Below are 25,568 nucleotides of genomic sequence, written 5' to 3' on the forward strand. Positions count from 1 at the left end.
GCGTTTGGCGATCCGGGAGCTGGCACGTATGATGCTTCACAAACTTCCGCAGATTAGAAGCCTATGTCCCTGATAGTTCTACTGCTTCTGCCTTTTCTGGGCAGCTGTCTGGCAGCCGTGCTGCCGCACAACGCACGTAACGCCGAATCCCTGCTGGCAGGTCTGGTCGCACTGATCGGCACTGTCTCGGTCGCACTGCTGTACCCGCAAATCGCCCACGGCGGCGTGATTCGCGAAGAATTCACGTGGCTGCCCAGCCTGGGCTTGAACTTCGTCCTGCGCATGGACGGCTTCGCCTGGCTGTTCTCGATGCTGGTGCTGGGCATCGGCACCCTCGTCTCCTTATATGCCCGCTATTACATGTCGCCGGACGATCCAGTGCCGCGTTTCTTCGCGTTCTTTCTGGCGTTCATGGGCGCCATGCTCGGGCTGGTGATCTCCGGCAACCTGATCCAGATCGTGTTCTTCTGGGAGCTGACCAGCCTCTTCTCGTTCCTGTTGATCGGTTACTGGCACCACCGCCACGACGCGCGCCGTGGTGCGTACATGGCGTTGATGGTCACCGGTGCCGGGGGATTGTGCCTGCTGGCGGGGGTCATGATCCTCGGCCATGTCGTCGGCAGCTATGACCTGGACAAGGTCCTGGCCGCCGGCGATCTGATTCGCGCACATGCCCTCTACCCCATCCTGCTTCCCCTCATTCTTATCGGCGCCCTCAGCAAAAGCGCCCAGTTCCCCTTCCACTTCTGGCTGCCGCACGCGATGGCGGCACCCACACCGGTTTCGGCATACCTGCACTCGGCGACCATGGTCAAGGCCGGGGTTTTCCTGCTGGCCCGCCTTTGGCCGTCGTTGTCCGGCAGCGAAGAATGGTTCTACATCGTCAGCGGCGCCGGCGCCGCCACGCTGTTGCTCGGCGCGTACTGCGCGATGTTCCAGAACGATCTCAAGGGACTGCTGGCGTACTCGACCATCAGCCACCTCGGTCTGATCACGCTGCTGCTGGGCTTGAACAGTCCGCTGGCCGCTGTGGCGGCGGTGTTCCACATTCTCAACCACGCGACCTTCAAGGCTTCGCTGTTCATGGCCGCCGGGATCATCGACCACGAAAGTGGCACCCGCGACATCCGCAAGCTCAACGGCCTGTTCAAACTGATTCCGTTCACCGCTACCCTGGCGATGGTCGCCAGTGCGTCCATGGCCGGCGTACCGCTTCTCAACGGTTTCCTGTCGAAAGAAATGTTCTTCGCCGAAACCGTGTTCATCAATGCCACCGCCTGGGTTGAAACCAGCCTGCCAATTGTCGCGACCATTGCCGGGATGTTCAGTGTTGCCTACTCGCTGAGATTCACCGTCGACGTGTTCTTCGGCCCGACTGCCACCGACCTGCCCCACACCCCGCACGAACCGCCGCGCTGGATGCGTGCACCGGTGGAATTGCTGGTGTTCACCTGCCTGCTGGTGGGGATTTTCCCGGCCCAGGTGGTCGGTCCGTTGCTGGCCGCAGCCGCATTGCCGGTAGTGGGTGGTGTGCTGCCGGAATACAGCCTGGCAATCTGGCACGGCCTCAATGCTCCGATGATCATGAGCCTGATCGCCATGTCTGGCGGCATCGTGTTGTATCTGCTGCTGCGCAACCAGCTCAAGCGCGGACGCTTCAAGTATCCGCCGCTGGCGGGCCGCTTCAACGGCAAGCGAATGTTCGAACGCAGCCTGGTGGCGATGATGCGCCTGGCTCGACGCCTGGAGCGGCGGATCGGCACCAAGCGTCTGCAAACCCAGCTGTTCCTGATGGTCTTGGCGGCAGTGCTGGCCGGCCTGATTCCGATGCTGCACAGCAGCCTGAGCTGGGGCGACCGGCCGAAGATCCCGGGCTCGATCGTGTTCGTGACCCTGTGGCTGCTGGCAATCGCCTGTGCCCTCGGCGCCGCGTGGCAGGCCAAGTATCACCGTCTCGCCGCCCTGACCATGGTCAGCGTCTGTGGCCTGATGACCTGCGTGACCTTCGTCTGGTTCTCGGCGCCGGATCTGGCCCTGACGCAACTGGTGGTCGAAGTAGTGACCACCGTGCTGATCCTGCTCGGCCTGCGCTGGCTGCCACGACGGATCGAAGAGGTTTCGCCGCTGCCAAGCAGCCTGCGCAAGGCGCGGGTACGGCGTCTGCGCGACTTGCTGCTGTCGATTGCAGTCGGTGGCGGCATGGCGCTGCTGTCCTACGCCATGCTGACCCGGCAGACGCCGAACGACATTTCTTCGTTCTACCTGAGCCGCGCTCTGCCTGAGGGTGGCGGTAGCAACGTGGTCAACGTGATGCTGGTGGATTTCCGTGGTTTCGACACCCTTGGCGAAATCACGGTGCTCGCCGCCGTCGCGCTGACCGTGTTTGCCTTGCTGCGTCGTTTCCGCCCGCCGAAAGAAAGCCTGCAACTGCCGGCCCAGCAACGCCTGCTCGCCCCCGACGTGGTCACCGATCTGGTCAACCCGCGCTCGGCCAGCGACACCGCGCTCGGTTTCATGATGGTGCCGGCTGTGTTGGTGCGTCTGTTGCTGCCGATTGCGCTGGTGGTGTCGTTCTACCTGTTCATGCGCGGGCACAACCAGCCGGGTGGCGGCTTCGTCGCCGGTCTGGTGATGTCGGTGGCGTTCATCCTGCAATACATGGTCGCCGGCACCCAGTGGGTCGAGGCGCAAATGAGCCTGCGGCCGCTGCGCTGGATGGGCACTGGCCTGCTGTTCGCCACCGTCACCGGTCTCGGGGCGATGGCGGTCGGTTATCCGTTCCTGACCACCCACACCTGGCACTTCAGCCTGCCGCTGCTGGGTGACATCCATATCGCCAGCGCGCTGTTCTTCGATATCGGCGTCTATGCCGTGGTGGTCGGGTCGACCTTGCTGATCCTCACCGCCCTCGCCCACCAATCGGTCCGGGGCCACAAAACCGCTGCCGCCAAAGGAGCCGTCTGATGGAAGAAGTCATCGCAATCGCCATCGGCGTGCTCGCCGCATCCGGGGTCTGGCTGATCCTGCGGCCACGGACATTCCAGGTGGTGATGGGCCTGTGCCTGCTGTCCTACGGCGTCAATCTGTTCATCTTCAGCATGGGCAGCCTGTTCATCGGCAAGGAGCCGATCATCAAGGACGGCGTGCCGCAGGACCTGCTCAATTACACCGACCCGCTGCCACAGGCGCTGGTGCTGACGGCCATCGTCATCAGCTTCGCCATGACCGCATTGTTTCTGGTGGTGCTGCTGGCCTCACGGGGCCTGACCGGCACCGACCACGTTGACGGAAGGGAGCCCAAGGAATGACGGCGATAACTCACCTGATCGCCGCACCGATCCTGCTGCCGCTGCTGACCGCCGCCATCATGCTGATGCTCGGCGAGAAGCACCGACCGCTGAAGGCGAAAATCAACCTGTTCTCCAGCCTCCTCGGCCTGGGCATTTCGGTGATGCTGCTGCAATGGACCCAGACCACCGGCGTGCCCGGGTCCATCGGCGTCTACCTTCCGGGCAACTGGCAGGTGCCGTTCGGCATCGTGCTGGTGGTCGATCGTCTGTCGGCGTTGATGCTGGTGCTGACCGGAATCATCGGCGTCAGCGCCCTGCTGTTCGCCATGGCCCGCTGGGACGGCGCCGGGTCGAGCTTCCACGCGTTGTTCCAGATTCAGTTGATGGGGCTGTATGGCGCGTTCCTGACCGCGGACCTGTTCAACCTGTTCGTGTTCTTCGAAGTGCTGCTCGCCGCATCCTACGGCCTGTTGCTTCATGGTTCGGGCCGGGCACGAGTGTCGTCGGGGCTGCATTATATTTCGATCAACCTGCTGGCGTCGTCGCTGTTCCTGATTGGTGCGGCGTTGATCTACGGCGTGACCGGCACGCTGAACATGGCGGATCTGGCCCTGAAGATCCCGCTGGTGCCGGAGGCCGATCGTGGCCTGCTGCATGCCGGCGCGGGGATTCTGGCCGTGGCGTTCCTGGCCAAGGCCGGCATGTGGCCGCTGAATTTCTGGCTGGTGCCGGCCTACTCGTCGGCCAGCGCGCCGGTGGCGGCGATGTTCGCGATCATGACCAAGGTCGGCGTCTACACCCTGCTGCGCTTGTGGACGTTGCTGTTCTCGGGTCAGGCCGGCGCTTCGGCGTATTTTGGTGGTGACTGGCTGATCTACGGCGGCATGGCGACCATGGCCGGCGCAGGCGTGGCGATCATTGCTGCGCAACGCCTGGAGCGCATGGCCAGCCTGAGCATTCTGGTGTCGGCGGGGATCCTGCTGTCGGCCGTGGGTTTCGCCCAGCCGAACCTGATTGGCGCCGCGCTGTTCTATCTGGTCAGCTCGACCCTGGCGCTGAGCGCACTGTTCCTGCTGGCCGAATTGATCGAGCGTTCGCGCACCGCCATCGAAGTACCGCTGGAAGACGAAAACGAACTGCTGCCGCGTCCGCAGGAATGGCAACGACCGGTCAAGGGCATCAACCTCGACGACGATCAGAAAGCCGTGGTGGGTCAGGTAATCCCATGGACGATGGCGTTCCTCGGCCTGAGCTTCATTGCCTGCGCGCTGCTGATCATCGGCATGCCGCCGTTGTCCGGGTTCATCGGCAAGCTCAGCCTGATCGGCGCCCTGCTCAATCCGCTGGGCCTCGGCGCCGGCGAGCCGATCTCGAATGCCGCCTGGGCGTTGCTGGCCCTGCTGATCCTTACCGGACTCGGGTCGCTGATGGCGTTCTCGCGTCTGGGGATCCAGCGCTTCTGGTCGCCAGAGGAGCGCCCTTCGCCGCTGCTGCGCAAACTGGAATGCACGCCAATTTTCCTGCTGCTCGGCCTGAGCATTGCGCTGACCTTCAAGGCTGAACCGCTGCTGCGTTACACCCAGGCAGCAGCCGACGCCCTGAACAATCCGCAGCAATACGTGATGGCGGTACTCGGCACCCGCGCCGTGCCGAGCCCGGAAGCCAAGGCTGCGCTGTTGGAGGTGCAACCATGAAGCGTCTGTTTCCTGCTCCGTGGTTGTCGCTCGCACTGTGGTTGCTGTGGCTGGTGCTGAACCTGTCGGTCAGCCCGGGCAATCTGCTGCTGGGTGCCGTACTCGGCTTCTGTGCCCCGCTGATGATGCGCAAACTGCGCCCGCAGCGCACCCGCATCCGGCGCCCCGGCACCATCCTGCGCCTGTTCCTGCTGGTCGGGCGTGACGTGGTGGTTTCCAACCTGGCCGTGGCCTGGGGTGTACTCAACGCTGGTCGACGCCCGCCCCGCTCGCGCTTCATCAAGGTGCCTTTGGACCTGCGCGACGCCAACGGTCTGGCAGCATTGTCGATGATCTGCACGGTCGTGCCCGGCACGGTATGGTCGGAACTGGCGCTGGATCGCAGCATTCTGCTACTGCACGTTTTCGATCTGGATGACGAGGCGCAGTTCATCCAGCACTTCAAGGTCACTTACGAGCGGCCGTTGATGGAGATTTTCGAATGAGCCCGCTGCTGTCGAACGCGATTCTGCTGACGCTGTTCCTGTTTTCCCTGGCCATGGTCCTCACGCTGGTACGCCTGTTCAAAGGCCCTTCGGCGCAGGACCGGGTACTGGCGCTGGATTACCTGTACATCGTCGCCATGCTGATGATGCTGACCCTGGGGATTCGCTACTCCAGTGACACCTACTTCGAAGCGGCGCTGCTGATCGCGCTGTTCGGCTTCGTCGGCTCGTTTGCCCTGGCGAAGTTCCTCCTGCGTGGCGAGGTGATCGAATGAACGCTGAACTGTCTCTCTGGGTGGAAATCCCGGTGGCGATCCTGCTGGTCCTCAGCGGCGTGTTCGCCCTGATCGGCGCGACCGGCCTGCTTCGGATGAAAGATTACTTCCAGCGCATGCATCCGCCGGCGCTGGCCTCGACGCTGGGTGCGTGGTGTGTGGCGCTGGCGTCGATCATCTGCTTTTCCGCGCTCAAGTCCGGGCCGGTGCTGCACGCATGGCTGATCCCGATCCTGCTGTCGATCACCGTGCCGGTGACTACTTTGCTGCTGGCGCGGGCGGCGTTGTTCCGCAAGCGCATGGCCGGGGATGATGTGCCGGCCGAGGTCAGCAGCCGGCGCACTGAAACCGGCAGCTAGATCCAGGCAACAGCCAACAGCCCGGCTCCCAATATCAGACACAGCGGCGAGTAAACCCACGTGTCGAGCCGGGCAAACCGCGATCCCTTCACTTCCTTGAAAAAACCCACCAATTCCGAATCGCCAATCGCCCGCGCAAACATCAGCAGCGCAATCGCGCTGATCATCCATTGCAGCGCCCAGTGATGCACCGCAGGCAGCCACCACCCCACCCGCATGCACACCAGTGCGGCAATCAGTAGCAGGGCTGCCGCCACCACCAGCGTGATCCAGCCTGACGGCTTGAACGCCGGCCTGAGCGTCAGCCCGCCGTTATCCACCGGAACCTGCGGCACCACCGCCACGGCCGCCCACTGCCCACCCATCGCCCAATACACATGCATCAGGCTGATCACCGCAAATATCGTCACCAGCCATTGAGCCAACACAAAGGTCATGGTCGAGAATCCTTTCAAGGGATTTGAACAAAACATCCTAGTCGGCATTTTTCCATGTGCACGACCGGTCGGCGGTGCGGTAAAGTGCCGCCCCATGAAATTCACCCGTACCGATCGCTCACTGCTGGCCTGGATGCTCTATTGCTGCGTCCTGTTCAACGTGTTCGCCTGCAGCATCGGTCACGGACAAATGGTCGGCATGCAGCTCAACGGTATCGGCGGCCAGTTCTGCGCCGTCGACCCGAACACCCAGGCGCCGCTCGCTCCAAATCCCGCCGAAGAAAAACTGCCGACCCTGGCCAAAGCCTTCGGCTGTCCGCTGTGTTCCACTGGCGGCATGGGCCCGGCGTTCAACTCCAGCCTGACCCTGGCGATCCTGCCGGAACAACACAGCCCGCCGCTGCCGGTCATCGTCAGCGCCGACCTCCCTGCCCGCTTCATCTGGCCTTCGGCCAATCCTCGCGCCCCGCCGCTCGCCTGAGTGTCCTTGCCTTTTTGATTTGTCAGCCCACTGCGCCAACGCGCGGCGTTCGCCTGTGCGCTGACTCCTAGACAAGCATTCAGGATTCAATCGATGAAACAACTTACCTTGCTGGCGAGCCTGTGCGGCTGCCTGTCCGTCAACGTCTGGGCGCAGTCCACCGTGGATCTGGCGCCGATCACCATCGACGGCGAATCCGGCGCCGAACCGGGCCTGAGCCTCGACCAGTCCAGCGGCATGGCCTCGCGCCTCGGTCTCAGTGTGCGTGACACTCCGGCCTCGGTGGCCATCGCCAACCGCAATGACATCGAACGTCACGGTTCGCAAAACTTTCAGGACGCGGCCAACACCTTGCCGGGTGTGAACGCCAGTGCGCCGCCGGGCTTTGGCGGGTTCGCCTCCTATCGTGGCTTTACCAGCAGCCAGATCACCCAGATGTTCAACGGGGTCAACGTTTCCGGCGGACTGGCGCGCCCCGTGGATTCGTGGATTTATGACCGGGTGGAACTGGTGGGCGGTCCCTCTTCGCTGATCAACGGCGCAGGCTCGGTCGGCGGCTCGCTGAACTACGTGACCAAACTGGCCACCCGCGACGAGCAAGCCATCGAAGGCAGAGTCAGTTATGGCACCTACGACACCACCGAAACCGCGTTTGGCCTCAATCACGCGCTGACCGAACCTGGCGCCGACGTGCAGCATTACGCGCGTCTCGACGTCAGCCACAACACCGGCAACGGCTACATCGACCGTCAGGAACGCGATGCCTGGAGCGTGGCGTTCTCGCTGCTCAGCGACCTGACGCCGAACCTGTCGCACACCCTGGCCCTGGAATATCAGGACGAACACGAGGACAGCCCGTACTGGGGCACGCCAGTGCTCAACCCCAAGGCCGGCGAATTGAAGATCGACAAGCACAACCGCTTCAACAACTACAACGTCGAGGACGGCCGCTACGAGCAGCGGACAATCTGGGTTCGCTCGATCATCGATTACCGGATCAACGACAGCACCACCCTGCGCAACACCCTCTATCACCTCGACAGCCAGCGCGATTACCGCAACCTGGAAACCTATCAATACAACGCCGACAACAGCGCGGTGAACCGCTCTACTGCGTATCAGGTGCGACATCAGGGCGAGCAGGACGGCAACCAGTTCGAACTGCGCCACGACAACAGCCTGTTCGGCCTCGACACCACCTGGTCCGGCGGTTTCGAATACAAGGTCAACCAGACCACCAACTCGCCGCTGAACGTCAAAGGCGCCAGCACGGTGAACCCGAACAACTACCGACCGGGGCATTTCTATGACATTCCCGGAACATTGCCGGGTTTTGTCAGCGACAAGACCAACGAAGTCACGACCAAAGCGCTGTTTGCCGAAAACCGCCTGGCACTGACCGACAAGCTCTCGCTGCTCACTGGCCTGCGCTACGACGACATCGACCTCGACGTGACCAACCATCGCACGGTGACCGCGAGTAACCCGCGTCATCTCAAACGCAGCTGGGAGCCGGTCACCGGGCGCGTCGGCCTGACGTATCAGTTCACTCCGTCAGCCAATGTGTACGTGCAATACAGCACCGCCGCCGAGCAGCCCAATGGCACCCAGGACTTCGATGTCTCGACCGGAAAACAATGGGAAATCGGCAGCAAGTTCGACTACCTGAACGGGCGCGGGTCGGCGACGGTGGCCGCCTATACCATCGAGCGCAAGGACTTCGCCGTGACGGATCCACTGGACCCGACCAGCAGCATTCCGGTTGGCCAGCAGACTTCGAAGGGCATCGAGATTGCCAGCTCCTTGCGGATCACCGACAAGTTGCTGGCCGAAGGCAACTTCGCCTGGGTCGATGCGCAATATGATGAGTTCAACGAGAAGAACGCTGCCGGCGTAGTGGTTTCCCGCAAGGGCAACACACCGACCAACGTGCCGGACCGGGTCGGCAATCTGTGGCTGACCTACGATTTCTCGCCGCAATGGCAAGGCGGGGTCGATGCGCGGTACGTGGCGTCGGTGTTCGCCGACAATGCCAACACCATGACCGTGCCGTCGTACACGCTGTTTGGCAGCTTCCTCAGCTACAAGGTGGATTCGCACACCACCGTGACCGGGCGGGTGCGTAACCTGACGAATGAGGTGTATGCCGAGTTCGCCCATGTTTCGCCGGCGTATTACCTCGGCACACCGCGTACATTCGAGCTGGCAGTGCAAACCCGCTTCTAAAAGCTTCGCGGGCAAGCCCGCTCCCACAAGAATCGATGTGTTTTCAAAGCTCGGAGCACACCGAAAAAACTGTGGGAGCGGGCTTGCCCGCGATGAGGCCCGTCGGTACGACCTCTATTTCAAATCAGCTGAAACCTTATCTGCCACGTCCTTCGGCAACCACGCCTGCCACACATCCGGATGCGCCTTCATGAACGCCACCGCTGCGTCCCGGGGCGCCGTGTGTTTCTCGCTCATCTCGGCCAGCGCCTTGTTCAGGTCATCAATCGGAAAGTCGACTTTGCTGAAAAACTCGACAATCTGCGGATACTGCTTCCGGAACGGCGTGGATACCCCGATCGACAGCTTCGAGGCCAGCGAACGGGTCGGTTTCGGATTGGGATTGTCGGCGTCGGTCAGGGTCTTCCAGGCCTCGGCATCGAACGGCGGCTCTTCCAGTTGAATCAGTTTGAACTTGCCGAGCAACGGCGTTGGCGACCAGTAATAGAACAGCACCGGTTTGCCCCGGCGGATCGATGAACTGATTTCTGCATCCAGCGCCGCACCGGAGCCGCTGCGGAAATTGACGAAATCGTCCTGCAAGCCGTAAGCGGTGAGCTTCTGCTTGTTCACCACCTCCGACGTCCAGCCGATCGGGCTGTTGAGGAACCGACCCTTGCTCGGGGTTTCCGGGTCCTTGAAGACGTCCTTGTATTTCTTCAGATCGCTGACACTGCGCAGATCCGGCGCCAGTGGCTTGATGCCCTTGGCCGGGTCGCCCTTGATCACGTACTCCGGCACCCACCAGCCTTCGGTGGCGCCTTTGACCGTGTCGCCCAGGCTGGCGACCTTGCCTTCGGCTTCGGCTTTGACCCACACCGGACTGCGCCCGGCCCACTCTTCACCGATGACCTGAATATCGTTGTTGGCCAGTGCGGTCTCCAGGGTGATGGTGGTGCCCGGCAAGGTGTCGGTCGGCAGGCCGTAGCCCTTCTCGACGATGATGCGCAGGACATCGGTGATCAGGCTGCCGCTTTCCCAGTTCAGGTCGGCAAAGTGGATCGGCGCCTGTGTCGCACTCACCGCAGGCACCGCCGTCATCAAGCCGAAAGTGGTCAGGCCAGCGGCCAGCAACCGTCGAAATCCGTTCATGCTTTTGCACCTCGTGCTGTTCACAGCAATAGCAGGATGGCCTGACAGAAGACCGCAAGCCTCTGAATACTCAGTCAACTGACTGTAGACGAGGTTCCTGCTTTTTCAGGGGCATGACACGGACAAGGCTACTTTTCAGAAATTTCCTGCAGGCTCTTCAGCTCGCGTCTGACCATGCTGGCGTATTCCGCAGGCTGCAAGGCGTAAATTTGCGAGGCGACCCAACCCAGCCATGCGCCCTTCATCTCTGCCTTTGCAGTGAACAATCGACGGGCTTCTTCACGGGCGCTGTCGAGATTCTGCAGGTGGAAATCGGCGCGGCTCACTCGCTGGCCTTGAACGTTACCAGTTCGCCCTTGCGCCACTTGGCGGCTTTGGCGGTGACGGCTTTCAGGGTTTTGGTCAGGCCTTCCTGCAATTGTTCATTGGCGGCGAACACGGTGACCGCACTATGACCTTCCTTGAACACGATGGCATGACCGTCCGCCGTGGTGACAAACGCGTAGTCCCCCAAGCCGTACACAGTCATTTTGATTTCGCGAAAGCGGATGTCCATCTTGCCGCCTTCACGACTTGGAAGCACCGAGGCACTGAAATGATCGCCGACCTTGAGCTTGAGACCCGGTTTGTCATCGACCACCAATGCGCTTTCGGTGTCGATCTCGGCAACATAAATGCCTTCGGCGTTTTGCTCGGTGATGTAAACAAAACGTGATTGAAACTGCTTGACCAGCTTTGCCCGCAAATCACCCAGCACGAACAAAGCATGCATATCGAGGTTACTGACTGCCAAAGATACATCCCCACACTTGAAAAGAGTGCCGTACGCGAAAAGCGCTTACGGCATAAAAAGTCGGCATGGCCGAAGGTGTTGCGCGATGACTCGAATATACGCCTGAGCGAGCAAATTGCTCATTCAACGCGAGGTCCACAAGACTACTGGAATGCCACTCGCGAAACCTGCAAAGACGTTCTCCAAATGTTGAAGGAAAACGTGTCGCGGCCGGCCAGAGAATACTGACTACGAACTTTAGGGAAAAAACTCACCAAGAAAAGCACTTTTCCGACATATCGCACGCAAAAAATTGCTTTAGATAACGCCATGCCGTCAACAGGTGTTGGCGATTCTAGAGCAGCGATACTGCTTGCGACTACCCGCAACACCTTGTAAATGCGGGTCAACCCATGAAAAGGACTTCATATGTGCACTATGACGCATTTTGCCGTGACTCAAGAACCTGCCTTTGTGCTGAGCACTCCGGGCTTCGAGACTGTTCCCACCATGAAGCCCTGCGGCCAGGAACCGTTGTTTCAGGTGATCCCGGCGGGCAACGCCTTTTTTCATATCAAGGAAAAGTCGACAGGCCTTGTCAGAGGTTTCCGTGAGAATCACAACGCCGCCTGCGCCCTCGCCCGCTCACTGGAATCACAGATCGAACTCCTGGCCAGCCAGCACCTCAGATACAGAGAGTGATCGACCCGCCATCCTCCAAGGAGCACAACATGGAACTGCCTGCCTACAACCTGACAACCCTGTTCGATCAATTAGGACTGCCTTCAGAGGAAACGGCGATCGACGACTTCATCGAAGCCCATCCGCTGAATCCCGATATCAAATTGATCGACGCCGACTTCTGGAGTCCGCAACAGGCGCAACTGCTCAAGGAATGGCTTCGTGCCGATGGCGAGGAAGCGGTGATGGTCGATGAACTGAACGTGCGCCTGCATCGGGGCAAATGATTTCGATCAGTGCAGGCTGTCACCGGAATCAGCGCTCAATTGCGCTAGCCATGCAGCCCTGCACTCTTCCGCCTCGTTTCGACTCGCGAAGGCAGTGCCACGGCGTTCGCCATTGAGCAGCACCACCCAGCAGACACTTTGCCCCATCGCGCGCAGTCCGGCGGGGACACCGCTACCGATCATCACTGCGACATCGACTCTGCATTGCATGCTGACCTCCCAACTTCATTAGCAACCTAACTATGTAGGCATGTTAATGATTTGGATCAGGGGGAAACAGCGACGCCGCTGCACAGCTTAATTGCAGCTTCGGCAACAATGCCTCAGCGCGGTTCCTCCGGTTTGTAGCCCAGGCGCAACCCGCCCCAGTGGCGACCCTTGACGATGATCGGCACCGACAGGTCATGCATCAGCTCGCCGGTATCGCGGGTGTAGGTCTGCAACAGCACCGGTTGCTGATGGCTGCCGCAGCGGATGCCGGTGCGGTCGGCGAATTTGCGTTTGGTGCGATTGTTCACGGTATCGACCTGCACATCTCCGGTCAGTGGCTGGCTGAACGCCCGATTGTGCGTCGGCACGTAACCCTGCTGCGTGCAGGCGATAGCAAAGACCAGGCCTTCGTGACGCGGCAACAGCGGTTCCTGAATCGCCGGCAGCACCTGATCGGTGTAGCGGTCGAAACGGGTCTGGAACTTTGCCGGCTGGGTGTCCGGGATCGGTTGATACTGGCGGTCGAACAGGTCTTCAAGGCTGATGCGCCCTTGTTCGACGTCGGCCTCGAACCGCGCGGCGATCTGGCTGGCCCCTTCGCGGGCGAGGTCGTAGATGCGTTGGTGATAGTCGTCCAGCCCGACTTCGGCCAGGCGTTCGCTGATGGTTTCCGCCTGCCCTTCCATCTGCACCGCGGCTTCGGCCAGACGCCGAGTCTGTTGGTCGCTGATCGCCAGATCGCTGCGCATCTGCTCGATGGCGGTGAACAGGCTGTCGAGCTGTTCACGATTGGTTTCTGCGCCTCGGGCGATTTCGCCGACCTGGGTTTCTACCCAGGCCGCCAGTCGCGCGATGTTTTCCAGGTGCTGACCGGTGTGTTCGACCTGCTCGACGCCCGTGTGCAAATCGTCGGAGAGCTGGCGAATCTGCTCCACCACCTGCGCCGTTCGTTGCTGGATGTCGGCGACCATCTCGCCCACTTCGCCGGTGGCCGTCGCGGTACGGGCCGCCAGACCGCGCACTTCATCCGCCACCACCGCAAAACCGCGACCGTGCTCACCGGCCCGGGCCGCTTCGATGGCGGCGTTCAACGCAAGGAGGTTGGTCTGGCTGGCGATGGACTGGATCACCAGCGTCACGCGCTGGATGTCATCGCTGCGCTGGCTCAAGGCTTCGATCAGTTCGCGGCTGGCATTGGCGCGCTGGCTGAGTTGATGCATGCGCGAGATCGAATCCACCAGTTCGGTACGCCCCGCCGCGCTGCTGTGATGGGCTTCGCTGGCAGCGCCCAATGCTTCACGGCTGAGCTGCGAAGTGGCCTGCTCAGTAGCGATCATGACTTCAGCGTTGTTGACGATCTGCGCGGCGGCGTCGAGTTGCGATTGCAGCTTGCCGGCCAATTCCTTGACGGAAAAAGCCACGCCAGCAGCTGACAGCGCGTTATGACTGGTGGTGTAGGAAAGGTCGCGAGTCAGCTCGGACATCGCGTTACTGCTATCGACCGGTTGCGCATCAGGGACTGCCCGGGAACGCAGGCGCGGCAGCCAGACAATCAGCACCGCCAACGGCATGCCGACGTACAAAGGCCATTCGCCCAGGCTCATCCCGGCCAGCAACAGCATCAGGGCGATGCTTTGCAGGGTCGGCGTCAGCCAGCGATTCTTCGGCAAAACAACTGGTGCAGGCAGAGCCGCAACCAGAGATCCATCTCTCGTCATTTTGTTACCCCACGCTTGTTCTCATTGTTGTGACTGCATTAAACGCCACTACAACGCCATTATCCATGGTCCGTTAGTCGTGGGTCTGTGGCAGGTCAATGGAATGGTGCGTGGACTTTCCGGCAGACGAGAAAAAGCAAAGATCGCAGCCTTTTACAGTTCCCGGAGGAGCTGCAAAAGGCTGCGATCTTTTCGCGACGACCCGCATTGAAGGGGTCGCCTCAGGAATCAGGCCTGACGCTGGTGCTTGTCGATCTGCTCGTGACGCTCTTGAGCTTCGATGCAGTACTTGGTGGTCGGGCTGATCAGCAGGCGTTTCAGGCCAATCGGCTCGCCGCTGTCGTCGCACCAGCCAAAGCTGTCTTCCTTGATACGCTCAAGGGCCTGCTCGAGTTGCGGCAGCATGCGCTGGTCGCGATCAATCGCGTTTACCAGCCAGGTGCGCTCTTCTTCCACCGATGCGGCGTCCGCCGGGTCAGCCGGGGTGTCCAGGCTTTCGATGGCAATACGGTTCTGCTCAATGCGCTCATGGGTTTCGACTTTCATGTTCTGCAACAGCTCGCTGAAGAAAGCGTGTTGCTCGGCATTCATGTAGTCATCTGCCGGCATGGCCAGCAACTTGTCCTTTGTCATTGATATCTCTATAAAAAAACGTGCATTAAGGCGAATTAGGGAGCGTTCCGGCGAACCGCCTGCGGTCATCGGAAAGGCATCGTTTATTGCAAACGCCACCCGGCACTCAATTTACGAAGGGGCGGCAGTCTAAGGCCCGTTTGAGGCCTCAGCAACTGTAAATACCGGGAATTTGTCCGACAAGGCCCGGAAACTGCTCTGACACAGGCTTCACAGCGCTCATCGGAGTGCGTTTATAGCAAGAAATTCAGTCGAGCGGCTGTATATAGAAGACAAACGGCGGACGAGCGGCGCTTTGTCGCAATTCGTTACGGTCGCTGACCGCATAACCATCCCCCTCGCAAAGACTGACAAATTCCCCCAACCTCGGCTACGTTATGCCCTCCCCGGTTCGACTTGAAGGAACGCGTCATGAAACTGATCGGCATGCTGGACTCCCCTTACGTGCGCCGCGTGGCGATTTCCGCCAAATGCCTGGGGGTCGAACTGGAACACGATCCGGTCTCGGTATTCCGCCACTTCGAACGTTTCCAGCAGATCAACCCGGTGGTCAAGGCGCCGACTTTGGTCCTTGATGACGGCGAAGTGCTGATCGACTCGACCCTTATCCTCGACTACCTCGAAGCACTGTCCGGCAAAACCCTGCTGCCCGCTGACCTGCCGCAACGGGTCAAAACCATCCGCCTGATCGGCCTCGGCCTCGCCGCCTGCGAAAAAGCCGTGCAGCTCTACTACGAACGCAACCTGCGCCCGGCCGAGATTCAATACCAGCCGTGGGTCGAACGCGTCGAAGGCCAACTCGCCGCCGCCTTCACCGCCCTACAACACGAACTCGAAAAACACCCGCTGCCCACCGACGGCCCCCTCCAACAGGACGGCATCACCCTCGCCGTCGCCTGGAGCTTCACCGGCCTCGTCGTCCCCGACCAGATCGACGCGGATCGCTTCCCGCGCATCGCCCAATACACCGCGTACGCCGAAAGCACCCAGGCGTTCATCAGCACCCCGATGACCTGACCATGAGCTCCACAGAAACCGCTGCCCCGGCCCTGAAAGAAATCTTCAACGCCGAACGCCTGCAACATATCGCCACAGAAATGAGCGCCGTGTACCCGGCGTTCAAAGCCAAGGCCTTTCTCAAGCACGCCAACGACGGCCTCGCCGACCTCTCCGTCATGCAGCGCATGGCCCGCGTCAGCGAAAGCCTGCACGCGGTGCTGCCGCTGGATTACGCAGATTCCCTCGCCGTACTACGCGAACTCGCCCCACGCCTGAACAGCGGCTTCGTCAGCATGTGCCTGCCGCACTACGTGGCGAGCTACGGCGCACACGCGTTCGACATTTCGATGGAAGCCCTGAAGTACTTCACCACCTTCGGCTCCTCCGAATTCGCCATCCGCCACTTCCTGCGCAGCGACCTGGAACGCTCGCTGGAACTGATGCACGACTGGACGCGAGACGAAAACCACCACGTCCGAAGACTCGCCAGCGAAGGCAGCCGCCCTCGCCTGCCGTGGTCGTTTCGCCTGGAACCGGTGCAGGCTGATCCGCTGTTGGCTGCCGGGATTCTTGACCGGTTGAAGGCCGATGAGAGCTTGTACGTGCGCAAGTCCGTGGCGAATCATTTGAATGACGTGACGAAAGAACATCCGGAATGGGTGCTGGATACGGTTGAGGGGTGGTCGCTGGAGAACAGGCACACGGCGTGGATTGCCAGGCATGCGCTGCGGAGTTTGATCAAACAAGGGGATTTACGGGCGCTCACGGTTATCGGTGCGGGGGCGAAGGCTGAGGTTGAGTTGCTGGATGTGAAGGTGGAGCCGGCGGTTGTGCGGCTTGGGGAGACGATCACTCTGTCGTTTACCGTTCGATCGTTGGTAGCAGTTGAACAGCGGTTGGTGATTGATTATGCGATTGACTATGTGAAGGCGAATGGCGGGACGTCGGCCAAGGTTTTCAAGTTGAAGACGTTGGTGTTGGCGGGGTTTGGGAGTGAGGTTGTTGCGCGGCGGCAGGTGATCAAGGATTTCACTACGAGGAAGCATTATGCGGGGGTACATGCGGTGCATGTGGTGGTTAATGGGGAGCGGTTGGGGAGTACAGCGGTTGATATCAATTGCTGACGAACTGAAAGTTCCTCTCTGACGTTGCTCTCGGACGACAAAAAATAAAAAGAGGACATGGCCATAAAGCTTAAACAAATAATCGATTGCTTTTTTAAATATGCGAGTGAACAGAGAAATCCGTACAACAGCTTCCCCCTCACCACTGAAGTCGATGAGTTTGGCGGGCCATATATTGAAATTAATCCAACTCGATGCTTTCAACTCTTCGCAACCTATCAAACATTTACGACTTTACTTTCTGACTGATTTTGACCAAAAGTATCTAAACACGCTGCCCCCTTCACAGCCGGCTTCAGGCGGAAAGGAATGTCAAACTGTCAAGATCGATCTCGGCGCAACACCCTATATCCCCCTTGTAAAGCGAAACCCTGGAAACTCCCAGCTCGGACTGTAAGAGCTCGACTAGCGTTCTGAGCTTTTTGTTTTTAGACATCGACGTCGGACGCATTACCGTTGCCTGTCCGGGTTCGTCATCGTAAATTCTGATCAGAAACATACCCTCTTCGCTCTGTATGACGTAGTTATAACCATGGTATTCATACCCAAGGTCATGGTCGACATCATCAAAGCGAGTAGCTTTTATTATCTTCAAAGTGGCATCCAGTATTCGATCACTATAGAAGTATCATTTAAAAAAATGCAAAAAACAGGACGCATCTATTTATCGATAGATCCGTCCTATCTTCTTCGACTAACCCCCGTTTTCCAAGAATTACCAACTGCCATATGGATTGCGGAGTTTGTCGATATATCGCTTGGATTTTTCACTGACAGGATAGGCGTAACGCCCCTGGTTTTTGCCTTGGCTTGCACCCAAGGGCTCAATTTCTGCTTGGGCTCTAGCCACTTTGACCGGGTGATGGCAAGAGTCTCTAACCCACACTTGCACAACTCCGCCTGGCGCCAACCCTAAATAAACCGAAGAAATATAGGTAGCCTTCTGATCCGGTGTTTTCGCGCATCGCTGGTTGACCGATGTCAGCATTAGTTGCCTGGCTTCTTCCGGTATATCCACCCAAGCACGATAGGTCTGAGGCTCCACAATAGATTGCCAACGAACAAAGATTCGCTTGGGAAGATCGGCGCCTACTACTGCTTTCGCAGAGCCGCCTACGCCATGCCAACCTCGGGCTGACTCTGTGCCATCCTCTGGTTGCCCGCCCGAGGCGGATCCCCCGCTAGTGTGCAGGAACGTTCTTCCTTTGATGTCTTCCACCGAAGTATCTTCCACCCAAACCTTCATGTAGTGAGGCTCTGTGAAACCCAGCTCCCACCATTCGGACTTGGGATCATTTTCGCCTGACAACGGATCGGTCAAATGACAACCAGCAATCAACAGCACACATAGCAAACTTATGAATGGCCTCATTTTCTGACTGTTACCAGCTGCCGTACGGAATGCCAAATTTCTCGATGTAGCGTTGCGATTTTTCACTGACCGGATAAGCGTAACGCCCTTGGTTCTTACCCTGACTCGGACCTAGCGGTTCGATTTCTGCTTTGGCTTTCGCCACTTTCACCGGATGGTGACACGAGTCCCTGACCCAGACTTGTACAACCCCACCGGGAGCCAGCCCCAGGTAGATAGAAGCGGAATAACTCGCTTGCTCCTTCGGCGTTTCCGAACAACGCTGATTGACCGACGCCCTCATTAACTGTCTGGCCTCTTCGGGCACATCCAACCAAACAACATAGGTCTGAGGTTCGACAATCGATTGCCAACGCACGTAAATGCGTTTGGGGAGATCGGCACCAATCACTGGCTTTGCAGCAGCTCCCAAAGCGTGCCAGCCTCGTGCAGATTCTTTACCGTCTTCAGGCTCCCCGCCAGCAGCCGTACCTCCTCCCGTACGCTTGAACAGCTTGCCGTTTATATCTTCGACAGCACTGTCCTCCACCCACACTTTCATGTAGTAAGGCTCAGTAAATGCGAGCTCCCACGACTCGGACTTAGGGTCGTTTTTGGCAGACAGCGGGTCCGCAGACTGACAGCCAGTCATGAACAAAGCACAAAACAGGGTTACAAAAACTCTCATTACCAAAGCGTCCAATCAGGTACGTGTGGGTGTAGCACGCGGATGGCATCGGCGGTCGGGGCGTTGATGTATACCGCATTTAGTCCGCTGCCATCTCTGCGGCCGAGTGGATGGTTCCAGTTTGCGGACTTATGAATGTACTTGAGCTTCAGCAGCTGCTCCTCTTCAGGCGTGGTGCTGTAGTCACCCGCAACGAACCGATCACACAAAGCTTGAAGTTCTGCGGGGACGGTCAAATCCGGAGTGTCAGGAATATCGTTGAATCGAGCGCCTTTCTCTTTTGCCAGATGATGCATCACTCTCAGGTAAACCCTGGATAGCATGCCACTCACCGGACGCTTGAGCTGTACAGCTGCGTAAACACGTTTAACGCTTGGACTCAGCCGATCTTGCGGACTATTCGGCACCAGAAGCGCTTCTGGAGTCACAATCTCAAGCATGTCTGCAGGCCATCCCTTGAATAACCACTGGTTTCTAACATTAACCGCATCGCTGTAGATCGAGGTATTCACGACGTCGGTGTTAAATGGCACGATCAGTGTTTGCATTGGGCTAACAAGAACACACTCCTGCGCTTCCTCCAGATACCCTCCGCCGATGTCGGAATGCACTCCAGGCAGAATAATCTCCAGATGATCAGGTTTGACGCGACTGAGTGCGAAGTTGGCTCTGCATTCATCACGAGCAACCAACTGAGCGACATCACTGAAAAAACGACGATCAAGGTAAAGCTTGATACCCGTCGCAATTGGACTTTTGATATTTCCCAAATTCGACCAACCAGCGATCGAGGGCACTGTATCGAATAATCCGATAAACCCCATATTGATGTCGCTTTTATACTGGTCATTGAATCTAGGACCGAATGCTCTCGGTAGATTTCGCAGTACATGACCAAGAGGGCCGCGACTGGTGCGAACAATTTCGTTGGCGAAATGCCGTGCGGCTGCGGCGCCACGACTGAAACCAAACGTATCGAACGTCAGTGAGGTGATTTCACTGTCCGGGTTATCTTCAAGGACTCGATTGATCGCTTGTTGGATCATGGGAAACGCGGACTCGACTCGCCCTGCGACACCTGTTTCTCCGCGCCCGGTACCAGCACCGAGTGCGCTGTCTTTTTCGCCAGATCGCGTGCCGATGCCCTCGACGTAGACAACGCGGGAAGCTCGTCCCCCTTGCGCTACAGGAACCGCGTCATATAGCTCACTCAGCTTTTTGATATTGCTGACATCATTGCCATAACTGCTATCCGGATCACTCATATACGGCTTGCAACTCGCATCAATATCTTGAGCAGCAATCGGATGATGAGCACCACACAGAAGCCCGGCCGCCGCGTTATTGGCATTATTCCCCGTACCATCGAAGAACACTCCTATCCGCAGGGCTATGCCGATTTTTTCACGAGCCGATGCCGGTTCCTTCCCGTGTTTCTCATACTCAGCCCAACGCTGGGCATGAATATCGACGGGGTCGGTTCCTTTGTTGCGATAGTTTTTAGGCGGGTTGGGAATGTAGCCACTCAATCCTTGATTCCTTCTTCTGATCCTTGAAGAACGGGCCGAAGGGTGACAGCGGAAATCGGGGGGCGCAAGGCGTGGCCGCGTGCCAGCACCTGTGCTCTTTCTCCCTGCCTGCAATGGTGGCGCCCAACCACGAATGATAAGGTTCAGACTCAAAACCAGGGACGACGCCTCGTGCACAAACAATGTCTTGCAGCAGCGATAACCTTCACCATCAGTCTTTCCGCTCTTGCCTCTCCTGTGCCGCAGGAAGAGCTCGAAGAGTGCCAACGAATAGAAAACTCGGCCAAACAGGTCATGAAAACCAGGCAGCAAGGCGTCCCCATGGCTTCGGTGTTGGAACTGGCCGAAGCGGCAGGCAAGCAGAACGAGTATGTGGGTGAGGTGTTCAAGTCGTTGATCCGCGAGGCGTACGAGATTCCTCAGTACACAACCGAGAGCTTGCAGCAGAAAGCGATCAGCGATTTCCATTCCAATTTCTACAAGGCTTGCATCGTGACGGCGGAAAAGAGAGCAAACGCCAACGGCTGAGTTCAACGAACAATCAAGGGAGCAGATTCAGGTAGTGAATCTGCTCCCTTTTTACTGAAGTACTGCCTTAGGCCTTCAGTTCGACGTTATCCAACGCCTGATTCACCGCCAATTCCCCGAGCATCACAATCTGCGCAATCCCTATCGCAGTCTTACGGTGAGCGGGCTCCAGCGTGGCCGCAAAGTTGTTGAGCATTTCGCTGGCCGAGCCTAGGGATTCGCTGGCATTGGCGAGCAGTGATTCGGTGTCATACGCCGGATTGGCCAGGTACATCGGATCGTGTTTGTGGTGACTCCCCATGACCCGTTGCTGCGGAGTGAGGTAATGGTCGAGCGCGCGTTCGGCGGCTTCGTTCAAGGTTCGAGAGTCGGGGAATTTGTAGGGTGAAACCGGATCGGTTTCCGGGGGATTCGGTGTGGGTTTGATCATGGTGAAACTCCTGATTTTCAATAGGAGCTACCAGCATCACTTGCAGATGATGGGTGGCAGCCATGTGCGGGTCTGCAAGACCGGGAAACCAGGCACCCGGCAGACCCGAGGGTCTCCCGCACAAAGCCGCCATTGAGCGGACGCGAACGAGCATCCTGTTGGCAGGCTGTGCGACTGGTTTTTTCGGCGGGCTTGCAGACCCGATCACTGATGGGCAGTGACGGGAATCAAGTTACGGTCGGGGGTCCAGACGCACAAGCCGGCGGATTCTGTCTTAGGTGTAGGGGGTGACGCAAGGTGCTGTGGGCAGCAACCCACAACAAGAAGCTTCACTTAAACAGGCTATTTGTTCTGCGTTTAATTTCAGGTAAATGGGGGACTGAGAGAGTCAGATTTTTTGTGTGCGGACCGTAAACGGACAGTCGTCAGCGATGCCCCTGAGCGAAAGTTTTCCTTTGACGAACCTCAACTTCAGGCATCAAGCGATCAGTCGACTGATCAGACTGAGACGGTTACGCTGGCGTTTTTTACCTGAACGGAAAGCGTATGACAGAGGTGTATCAGGGAAGCTGTTTGTGTGGAGCCGTCAGCTACGAATTAATCGCCTCACCGAAAGCGGTGAGTCATTGTCATTGCAGTCAGTGTCGAAAAGGTCACGGGGCAGCATTCTCTTCATACGGCAGTGTTCCGCATAGCGCACTTCGAGTACTCCGTGGTTCTACCAGCATCAAATCCTATGCTTCTTCGGAAACGGTATTGCGCGAGTTCTGTGCAGAATGCGGTTCGACCTTGTTCTGGTCACAGTCTGAAGGTGAGTTTGCCGACTGGGTTTCGATAGCTTTGGGCACGCTCGATACGCCGTTCCTGCCTGAAAAGCAGAAGCACGTTCATACCGATTCTGCAGTCCCTTGGTATATGTCCTCTAAGCCATGTGTATCAGATGAGCGTCCACCCTTCCCCTTGACTCCAATGGTGGCGCCCAACCACGAATGATAAAGCTCAGCCTCAAAATCACGGACGACACCTCGTGCACAAACAATGTCTTGCAGCAGCGATAACCTTCACCATCAGTCTTTCCGCTCTTGCCTCTCCCGTGCCGCAGGAAGAGCTCGAAGAGTGCCAACGAATAGAAAACTCGGCCAAACAGGTCATGAAAACCAGGCAGCAAGGCGTCCCCATGGCTTCGGTGTTGGAACTGGCCGAAGCGGCAGGCAAGCAGAACGAGTATGTGGGTGAAGTGTTCAAGACGCTGATTCGCGAGGCGTACGAGATTCCGCAGTACTCAAGCGAGAGCTTGCAGCAGAAAGCGATCAGCGATTTCCATTCCAATTTCTACAAGGCTTGCATCGTGACGGCGGAAAAGAGAGCAAACGCCAACGGCTGAGCTCAACGAACAATCAAGGGAGCAGATTCAGGTAATGAATCTGCTCCCTTTTTACTGAAGGACACAGTGCCGTACACCGGATCGGCCAGATACATCGCGTCCGGATTTCTTAATCTGCTGCCGTTGCGATGTAGGCCGGATAGTCGGTATAGCCTTTGGTTGGGCTACCGTTGATGCCGTAAAAAGTAGAACGATCACCCTCAGCGATTGGCCAGCCGTTTTGCATCCGTTCGACGAGGTCGGGGTTGGCAATGAATGGGCGACCAAACGCAATCAGATCGAGATCACCAGCCTCCAAAGCAGATTCTGCCAGCTCTTGGTTAAAGCCTCCTGCAGCGATCAGGGTGCCTTGATACGCTTTGCGAAACTGGAAGGCGAAGCCCTCCGGAATTGCCTCTGCGCCAATCGTGAGTTGATCACTCAAATGCACGTACGCCAGATCCCGATCATTGAGCGCCGAGGCCACGTTCAGCCAGGTGGCGGCTTCTTCAGCATAGGGGTGCATGTCGAAAAGACGACCAAACGGAGACAGCCGCACCCCGACCCGAGCACTGCCGATCTCTGCTGCCAAAGCATCCAGCGTTTCAAGCAGGAAACGTTGACGATTGGCGATGGAGCCACCGTACGCGTCCTGGCGATTATTCAACGCGCCGTTGAGGAACTGTTCAAAAAGATAGCCATTGGCGCCGTGCAATTCGACACCATCAAAACCCGCGTCTATTGCTCGGCGTGCGGAACTGACAAAATCAGCGGTGACCCGACGCACTTCGGCCGTGCTCAATGCTCTGGGGGTACTGGCCTGCACGGGGCCGGGTTGGTCTTTTTCAACCCACGCGTAGGCGTTTGAGTTTGCGGCAACACTGGCAACGGATGACACCGGTGCGCCATTGGCCGGTTGGAGTGATACATGTGACATGCGCCCGACATGCCACAGCTGCGCGAAGATTCGTCCACCTTTGGCATGGACGGCATGCGTCACACGGCGCCAGGCTTGCGCTTGTTCATCGGTGTAGAGACCCGGGTTGAACAAGTAACCACAACCTTCGCGTGAAACAGGAATGCCCTCGCTAATGATCAGGCCGGCTGAAGCACGCTGAGCGTAATAGAGAACCGTGTGCTCATCCGGAATGTCGGCAAGGGCTCTCGCGCGAGTCATGGGAGCCATGACTACGCGGTTGGCCAACTCGGTGCCGGCCAGATCGTAGGGTTTGAATAATTTTTTCATCAGAAACTCTGTGGGTGATGTAAAGGGAAGCGGATCAGGGCAAAACCAGGCCATTTGCAGGATCGCCGCCGCCGACATCGGGCTCCGGCCACACGACATCAAGGCGGGTACGGCTGATCAGCCATTGGCCGTCAACTCGCCGGTATTCGTCGGCATATAGCCCGAGGAGGAGCAGCGGGTTCTCCCCCGCCGCCCTTTGGGTGGCGAAATCGATCAAGTAGCAACGACCTTCGGCCCGATTCTCATCGAGGATCTCGATCCAGTGGTTCGACACCGCGTGAATGAATGGATACACCCCGCGTTGTTGCACATCGAATACCGAGAAAGCTTGGGTCAAACCTTTCTGGATGGCTTCACGACCTTTCCAGCAGCCGCGATCAACCTGGCAAATGGCGTCTTCGGTAAACAACTGTGCGAGTGCATCCATCCGATTGGCGTCAAGGTGGTGGCAATAACGCAAGCGCAGGTTTCTGATAGCTTCAAGCGCGAGCAATCGGTTCAAGTCGGCGTTCATGGTGGCCTCAAGGAGTAGGTCATTTAAAAGTGAGGCCCACTTTAATCCAGCCCTTGAACTCTAAAAATCAGTGAAAATTTCAATCAGTTGATCCTCAGGGGATATAATCAAATGTCTATCTCAGCGGAATCGGTTATGGATTCTCTTCAATTTGATGGCATCCCGGAATTCACACTCGCAGCTCAACTGGGAAGTTTTACAGCGGCGGCATTGCAACTGGGCGTCACCAGTTCCGCAGTGGGCAAGAGCGTGACCCGACTGGAAAAGCGCCTGGGGATCAAGTTGCTGCATCGCACAACACGCAAGCTGAGCCTGACCAGCGAAGGCGAGGCGTATCTGGCCAGTTGCTTGCGGGTAATGGACGAGCTTGCGGACATTGAAGACAATCTCTCTTCAGGGAGTGCCGAGCCAAGGGGGCGCCTGCGAATCGATCTGCCTGCCGCCTTCGGTCGACGGCACATCGCGCCGATGCTTATTTCTCTGGCGCGTAAATATTCACAGCTTGATCTGACGCTAACCTTCGGTGAGCGGAAGGTCGATATGATCAACGATGGTATCGATCTGGCGGTTCGAATCGGTGATCTGAAGGATGATCCAGAGTTAGTGGCGCGCCGACTCGGTCAACAGCATCTGGTGATCTGTGCGACGCCCGACTACTTGAGTCAATGCCCACCGATTTTGAGCAAGTCCGATTTGCTGGAGCGTGACTGCATCATTGCCTGGCGCAAGGGGTTGCGCATGACATGGTTGATGAAGAACTCAAAAGGCGGGACAGAAGCGCAGGAAGTACGAGTACGACATGAGTTTGGTGACGGTGAAATGATGTTGCGCGCGACTCTGGAAGGTTGTGGGCTTTGTCAGCTGCCGACATGGCTGGTTTCGGAACACCTGCACAGCGGTGCATTGGTCACGGTCCTGGACAAATATGCAGGAGCAACAATGCCCATACACGTCATTTGGCCACGCACGCGTTACATTCAGCCGAAAGTGAGAATTGTCGTCGATGCCTTGCTCAACATGGCTGATGAGAATGCAGAACTGTTCGGCGCACCCCGCCCCCTCCGTTAGAGCAAGACCGCTGACGGCCGTTTGCTGCCCTTCGAAGGCAACCCGTTAA

General features: G+C 58.2%; 29 protein-coding genes. 16 read left to right on the plus strand and 13 right to left on the minus strand.

Going from position 1 to position 25,568, the window contains the following annotated elements:
* Positions 1-63: 63 nt before the first annotated feature.
* Genes IHQ43_RS17095 through IHQ43_RS17120 form a run of 6 tightly spaced genes read left to right on the plus strand, consistent with a single transcriptional unit; the run spans position 64 to position 6,103 of the window.
* Entirely contained in the window at positions 64-2,964 is a 2,901-nt protein-coding gene (locus IHQ43_RS17095; protein ID WP_192561411.1) for a monovalent cation/H+ antiporter subunit A, read from the plus strand.
* Positions 2,964-3,308: a Na+/H+ antiporter subunit C gene (locus IHQ43_RS17100; protein WP_003192163.1), complete on the plus strand. Its 345-nt coding sequence runs from the start codon at positions 2,964-2,966 to the stop codon at positions 3,306-3,308. Before IHQ43_RS17095 ends, IHQ43_RS17100 begins: the two co-directional genes overlap by 1 nt.
* Positions 3,305-4,984: a monovalent cation/H+ antiporter subunit D gene (locus IHQ43_RS17105; RefSeq protein ID WP_192561412.1), complete on the plus strand. Its 1,680-nt coding sequence runs from the start codon at positions 3,305-3,307 to the stop codon at positions 4,982-4,984. The genes IHQ43_RS17100 and IHQ43_RS17105 overlap by 4 nt, the downstream gene beginning before the upstream one ends.
* Positions 4,981-5,469, plus strand: a complete 489-nt coding sequence (locus tag IHQ43_RS17110) for a Na+/H+ antiporter subunit E (RefSeq protein WP_192561413.1) — start codon at positions 4,981-4,983, stop codon at positions 5,467-5,469. Before IHQ43_RS17105 ends, IHQ43_RS17110 begins: the two co-directional genes overlap by 4 nt.
* Entirely contained in the window at positions 5,466-5,744 is a 279-nt protein-coding gene (locus IHQ43_RS17115; RefSeq protein ID WP_007910754.1) for a K+/H+ antiporter subunit F, read from the plus strand. Before IHQ43_RS17110 ends, IHQ43_RS17115 begins: the two co-directional genes overlap by 4 nt.
* On the plus strand, positions 5,741-6,103 hold the full coding sequence (locus IHQ43_RS17120; protein ID WP_007950534.1) for a Na+/H+ antiporter subunit G: 363 nt from the start codon (positions 5,741-5,743) through the stop codon (positions 6,101-6,103). Before IHQ43_RS17115 ends, IHQ43_RS17120 begins: the two co-directional genes overlap by 4 nt.
* Here IHQ43_RS17120 and IHQ43_RS17125 read toward each other — a convergent pair.
* Positions 6,100-6,540 carry a DUF3995 domain-containing protein gene (locus IHQ43_RS17125; protein ID WP_192561414.1) on the minus strand — a complete coding sequence of 147 codons (441 nt, stop codon included), beginning with the start codon at positions 6,538-6,540 and terminating at the stop codon, positions 6,100-6,102. The two genes, IHQ43_RS17120 and IHQ43_RS17125, sit on opposite strands and share 4 nt — an antisense overlap.
* 94 nt (positions 6,541-6,634) lie before the next feature.
* Here IHQ43_RS17125 and IHQ43_RS17130 point away from each other — a divergent pair, with 94 nt between their 5' ends.
* Positions 6,635-7,021, plus strand: coding sequence for a DUF2946 domain-containing protein (locus tag IHQ43_RS17130; RefSeq protein ID WP_192561415.1), 387 nt, complete (start codon positions 6,635-6,637; stop codon positions 7,019-7,021).
* 93 nt (positions 7,022-7,114) lie between these two features.
* Positions 7,115-9,247 (plus strand): TonB-dependent receptor, encoded by a 2,133-nt coding sequence (locus IHQ43_RS17135; protein ID WP_192561416.1) that lies wholly within the window; start codon positions 7,115-7,117, stop codon positions 9,245-9,247.
* Between the two features lie 114 nt (positions 9,248-9,361).
* Here the strand turns inward: IHQ43_RS17135 and IHQ43_RS17140 are convergent, their stop codons facing one another.
* The 3 genes from IHQ43_RS17140 to IHQ43_RS17150 all read right to left on the minus strand — a co-directional run bounded on the left by IHQ43_RS17140 (position 9,362) and on the right by IHQ43_RS17150 (position 11,171).
* Positions 9,362-10,378: an ABC transporter substrate-binding protein gene (locus IHQ43_RS17140; RefSeq protein ID WP_192561417.1), complete on the minus strand. Its 1,017-nt coding sequence runs from the start codon at positions 10,376-10,378 to the stop codon at positions 9,362-9,364.
* Between the two features lie 128 nt (positions 10,379-10,506).
* Positions 10,507-10,704, minus strand: a complete 198-nt coding sequence (locus IHQ43_RS17145; RefSeq protein ID WP_192561418.1) for a hypothetical protein — start codon at positions 10,702-10,704, stop codon at positions 10,507-10,509.
* On the minus strand, positions 10,701-11,171 hold the full coding sequence (locus IHQ43_RS17150) for a hypothetical protein (protein WP_007950541.1): 471 nt from the start codon (positions 11,169-11,171) through the stop codon (positions 10,701-10,703). Before IHQ43_RS17150 ends, IHQ43_RS17145 begins: the two co-directional genes overlap by 4 nt.
* Before the next feature lie 408 nt (positions 11,172-11,579).
* On the opposite strand from IHQ43_RS17150, the gene IHQ43_RS17155 reads away from it, so the two are divergent.
* Both IHQ43_RS17155 and IHQ43_RS17160 read left to right on the plus strand, forming a co-directional pair.
* Positions 11,580-11,852: a hypothetical protein gene (locus IHQ43_RS17155; RefSeq protein WP_192561419.1), complete on the plus strand. Its 273-nt coding sequence runs from the start codon at positions 11,580-11,582 to the stop codon at positions 11,850-11,852.
* A 29-nt stretch (positions 11,853-11,881) separates the two neighbouring features.
* Entirely contained in the window at positions 11,882-12,118 is a 237-nt protein-coding gene (locus IHQ43_RS17160) for a DUF2789 family protein (protein ID WP_192561420.1), read from the plus strand.
* A 6-nt stretch (positions 12,119-12,124) separates the two neighbouring features.
* Here the strand turns inward: IHQ43_RS17160 and IHQ43_RS17165 are convergent, their stop codons facing one another.
* The 3 genes from IHQ43_RS17165 to IHQ43_RS17175 form a co-directional block, all read right to left on the minus strand.
* Positions 12,125-12,328, minus strand: a complete 204-nt coding sequence (locus tag IHQ43_RS17165; RefSeq protein ID WP_192561421.1) for a hypothetical protein — start codon at positions 12,326-12,328, stop codon at positions 12,125-12,127.
* A 113-nt stretch (positions 12,329-12,441) separates the two neighbouring features.
* The gene (locus IHQ43_RS17170) at positions 12,442-14,046 is read right to left on the minus strand and encodes a methyl-accepting chemotaxis protein (protein WP_192561422.1); all 1,605 of its coding nucleotides are present in this window, start codon (positions 14,044-14,046) and stop codon (positions 12,442-12,444) included.
* A gap of 228 nt (positions 14,047-14,274) precedes the next feature.
* Positions 14,275-14,679, minus strand: a complete 405-nt coding sequence (locus IHQ43_RS17175) for a TraR/DksA family transcriptional regulator (RefSeq protein ID WP_007935965.1) — start codon at positions 14,677-14,679, stop codon at positions 14,275-14,277.
* Between the two features lie 411 nt (positions 14,680-15,090).
* Between IHQ43_RS17175 and IHQ43_RS17180 the strand changes: the two genes are divergently transcribed.
* Together IHQ43_RS17180 and IHQ43_RS17185 are read left to right on the plus strand one after the other, a co-directional pair.
* The gene (locus tag IHQ43_RS17180; protein ID WP_192561423.1) at positions 15,091-15,696 is read left to right on the plus strand and encodes a glutathione S-transferase; all 606 of its coding nucleotides are present in this window, start codon (positions 15,091-15,093) and stop codon (positions 15,694-15,696) included.
* A 2-nt stretch (positions 15,697-15,698) separates the two neighbouring features.
* Positions 15,699-16,802, plus strand: a complete 1,104-nt coding sequence (locus IHQ43_RS17185) for a DNA alkylation repair protein (RefSeq protein WP_192561424.1) — start codon at positions 15,699-15,701, stop codon at positions 16,800-16,802.
* A 715-nt stretch (positions 16,803-17,517) separates the two neighbouring features.
* Here IHQ43_RS17185 and IHQ43_RS17190 read toward each other — a convergent pair.
* Genes IHQ43_RS17190 through IHQ43_RS17200 form a run of 3 tightly spaced genes read right to left on the minus strand, consistent with a single transcriptional unit; the run spans position 17,518 to position 20,370 of the window.
* A complete protein-coding gene (locus IHQ43_RS17190; RefSeq protein WP_192565024.1) occupies positions 17,518-18,174 on the minus strand; it encodes a DUF2931 family protein in 657 nt (218 codons plus the stop codon).
* A 10-nt stretch (positions 18,175-18,184) separates the two neighbouring features.
* Positions 18,185-18,841: a DUF2931 family protein gene (locus IHQ43_RS17195; RefSeq protein ID WP_192561425.1), complete on the minus strand. Its 657-nt coding sequence runs from the start codon at positions 18,839-18,841 to the stop codon at positions 18,185-18,187.
* A complete protein-coding gene (locus IHQ43_RS17200; protein ID WP_192561426.1) occupies positions 18,841-20,370 on the minus strand; it encodes a phospholipase effector Tle1 domain-containing protein in 1,530 nt (509 codons plus the stop codon). Before IHQ43_RS17200 ends, IHQ43_RS17195 begins: the two co-directional genes overlap by 1 nt.
* Before the next feature lie 171 nt (positions 20,371-20,541).
* Between IHQ43_RS17200 and IHQ43_RS17205 the strand changes: the two genes are divergently transcribed.
* Positions 20,542-20,898 carry a hypothetical protein gene (locus IHQ43_RS17205; protein WP_192561427.1) on the plus strand — a complete coding sequence of 119 codons (357 nt, stop codon included), beginning with the start codon at positions 20,542-20,544 and terminating at the stop codon, positions 20,896-20,898.
* Positions 20,899-20,965: 67 nt separating this feature from the next.
* Here IHQ43_RS17205 and IHQ43_RS17210 read toward each other — a convergent pair whose 3' ends face one another.
* Positions 20,966-21,328 carry a DUF6124 family protein gene (locus tag IHQ43_RS17210; RefSeq protein WP_192561428.1) on the minus strand — a complete coding sequence of 121 codons (363 nt, stop codon included), beginning with the start codon at positions 21,326-21,328 and terminating at the stop codon, positions 20,966-20,968.
* A gap of 546 nt (positions 21,329-21,874) precedes the next feature.
* Between IHQ43_RS17210 and IHQ43_RS17215 the strand changes: the two genes are divergently transcribed.
* Together IHQ43_RS17215 and IHQ43_RS17220 are read left to right on the plus strand one after the other, a co-directional pair.
* The gene (locus tag IHQ43_RS17215; RefSeq protein ID WP_192561429.1) at positions 21,875-22,321 is read left to right on the plus strand and encodes a GFA family protein; all 447 of its coding nucleotides are present in this window, start codon (positions 21,875-21,877) and stop codon (positions 22,319-22,321) included.
* 34 nt (positions 22,322-22,355) lie between these two features.
* Positions 22,356-22,712, plus strand: a complete 357-nt coding sequence (locus tag IHQ43_RS17220) for a hypothetical protein (RefSeq protein WP_192561430.1) — start codon at positions 22,356-22,358, stop codon at positions 22,710-22,712.
* A gap of 109 nt (positions 22,713-22,821) precedes the next feature.
* Here IHQ43_RS17220 and IHQ43_RS17225 read toward each other — a convergent pair whose 3' ends face one another.
* Positions 22,822-23,937, minus strand: a complete 1,116-nt coding sequence (locus IHQ43_RS17225; protein ID WP_192561431.1) for an alkene reductase — start codon at positions 23,935-23,937, stop codon at positions 22,822-22,824.
* Positions 23,938-23,971: 34 nt separating this feature from the next.
* Complete coding sequence (locus tag IHQ43_RS17230; protein ID WP_192561432.1) at positions 23,972-24,451, minus strand: nuclear transport factor 2 family protein; 480 nt, start codon at positions 24,449-24,451, stop codon at positions 23,972-23,974.
* Positions 24,452-24,586: 135 nt separating this feature from the next.
* Here IHQ43_RS17230 and IHQ43_RS17235 point away from each other — a divergent pair, with 135 nt between their 5' ends.
* Complete coding sequence (locus tag IHQ43_RS17235) at positions 24,587-25,519, plus strand: LysR family transcriptional regulator (RefSeq protein WP_192561433.1); 933 nt, start codon at positions 24,587-24,589, stop codon at positions 25,517-25,519.
* The last annotated feature ends 49 nt before the right edge of the window (positions 25,520-25,568 follow it).

It is taken from the genome of Pseudomonas gozinkensis, assembly GCF_014863585.1.
GTDB lineage: Bacteria > Pseudomonadota > Gammaproteobacteria > Pseudomonadales > Pseudomonadaceae > Aquipseudomonas > Aquipseudomonas gozinkensis.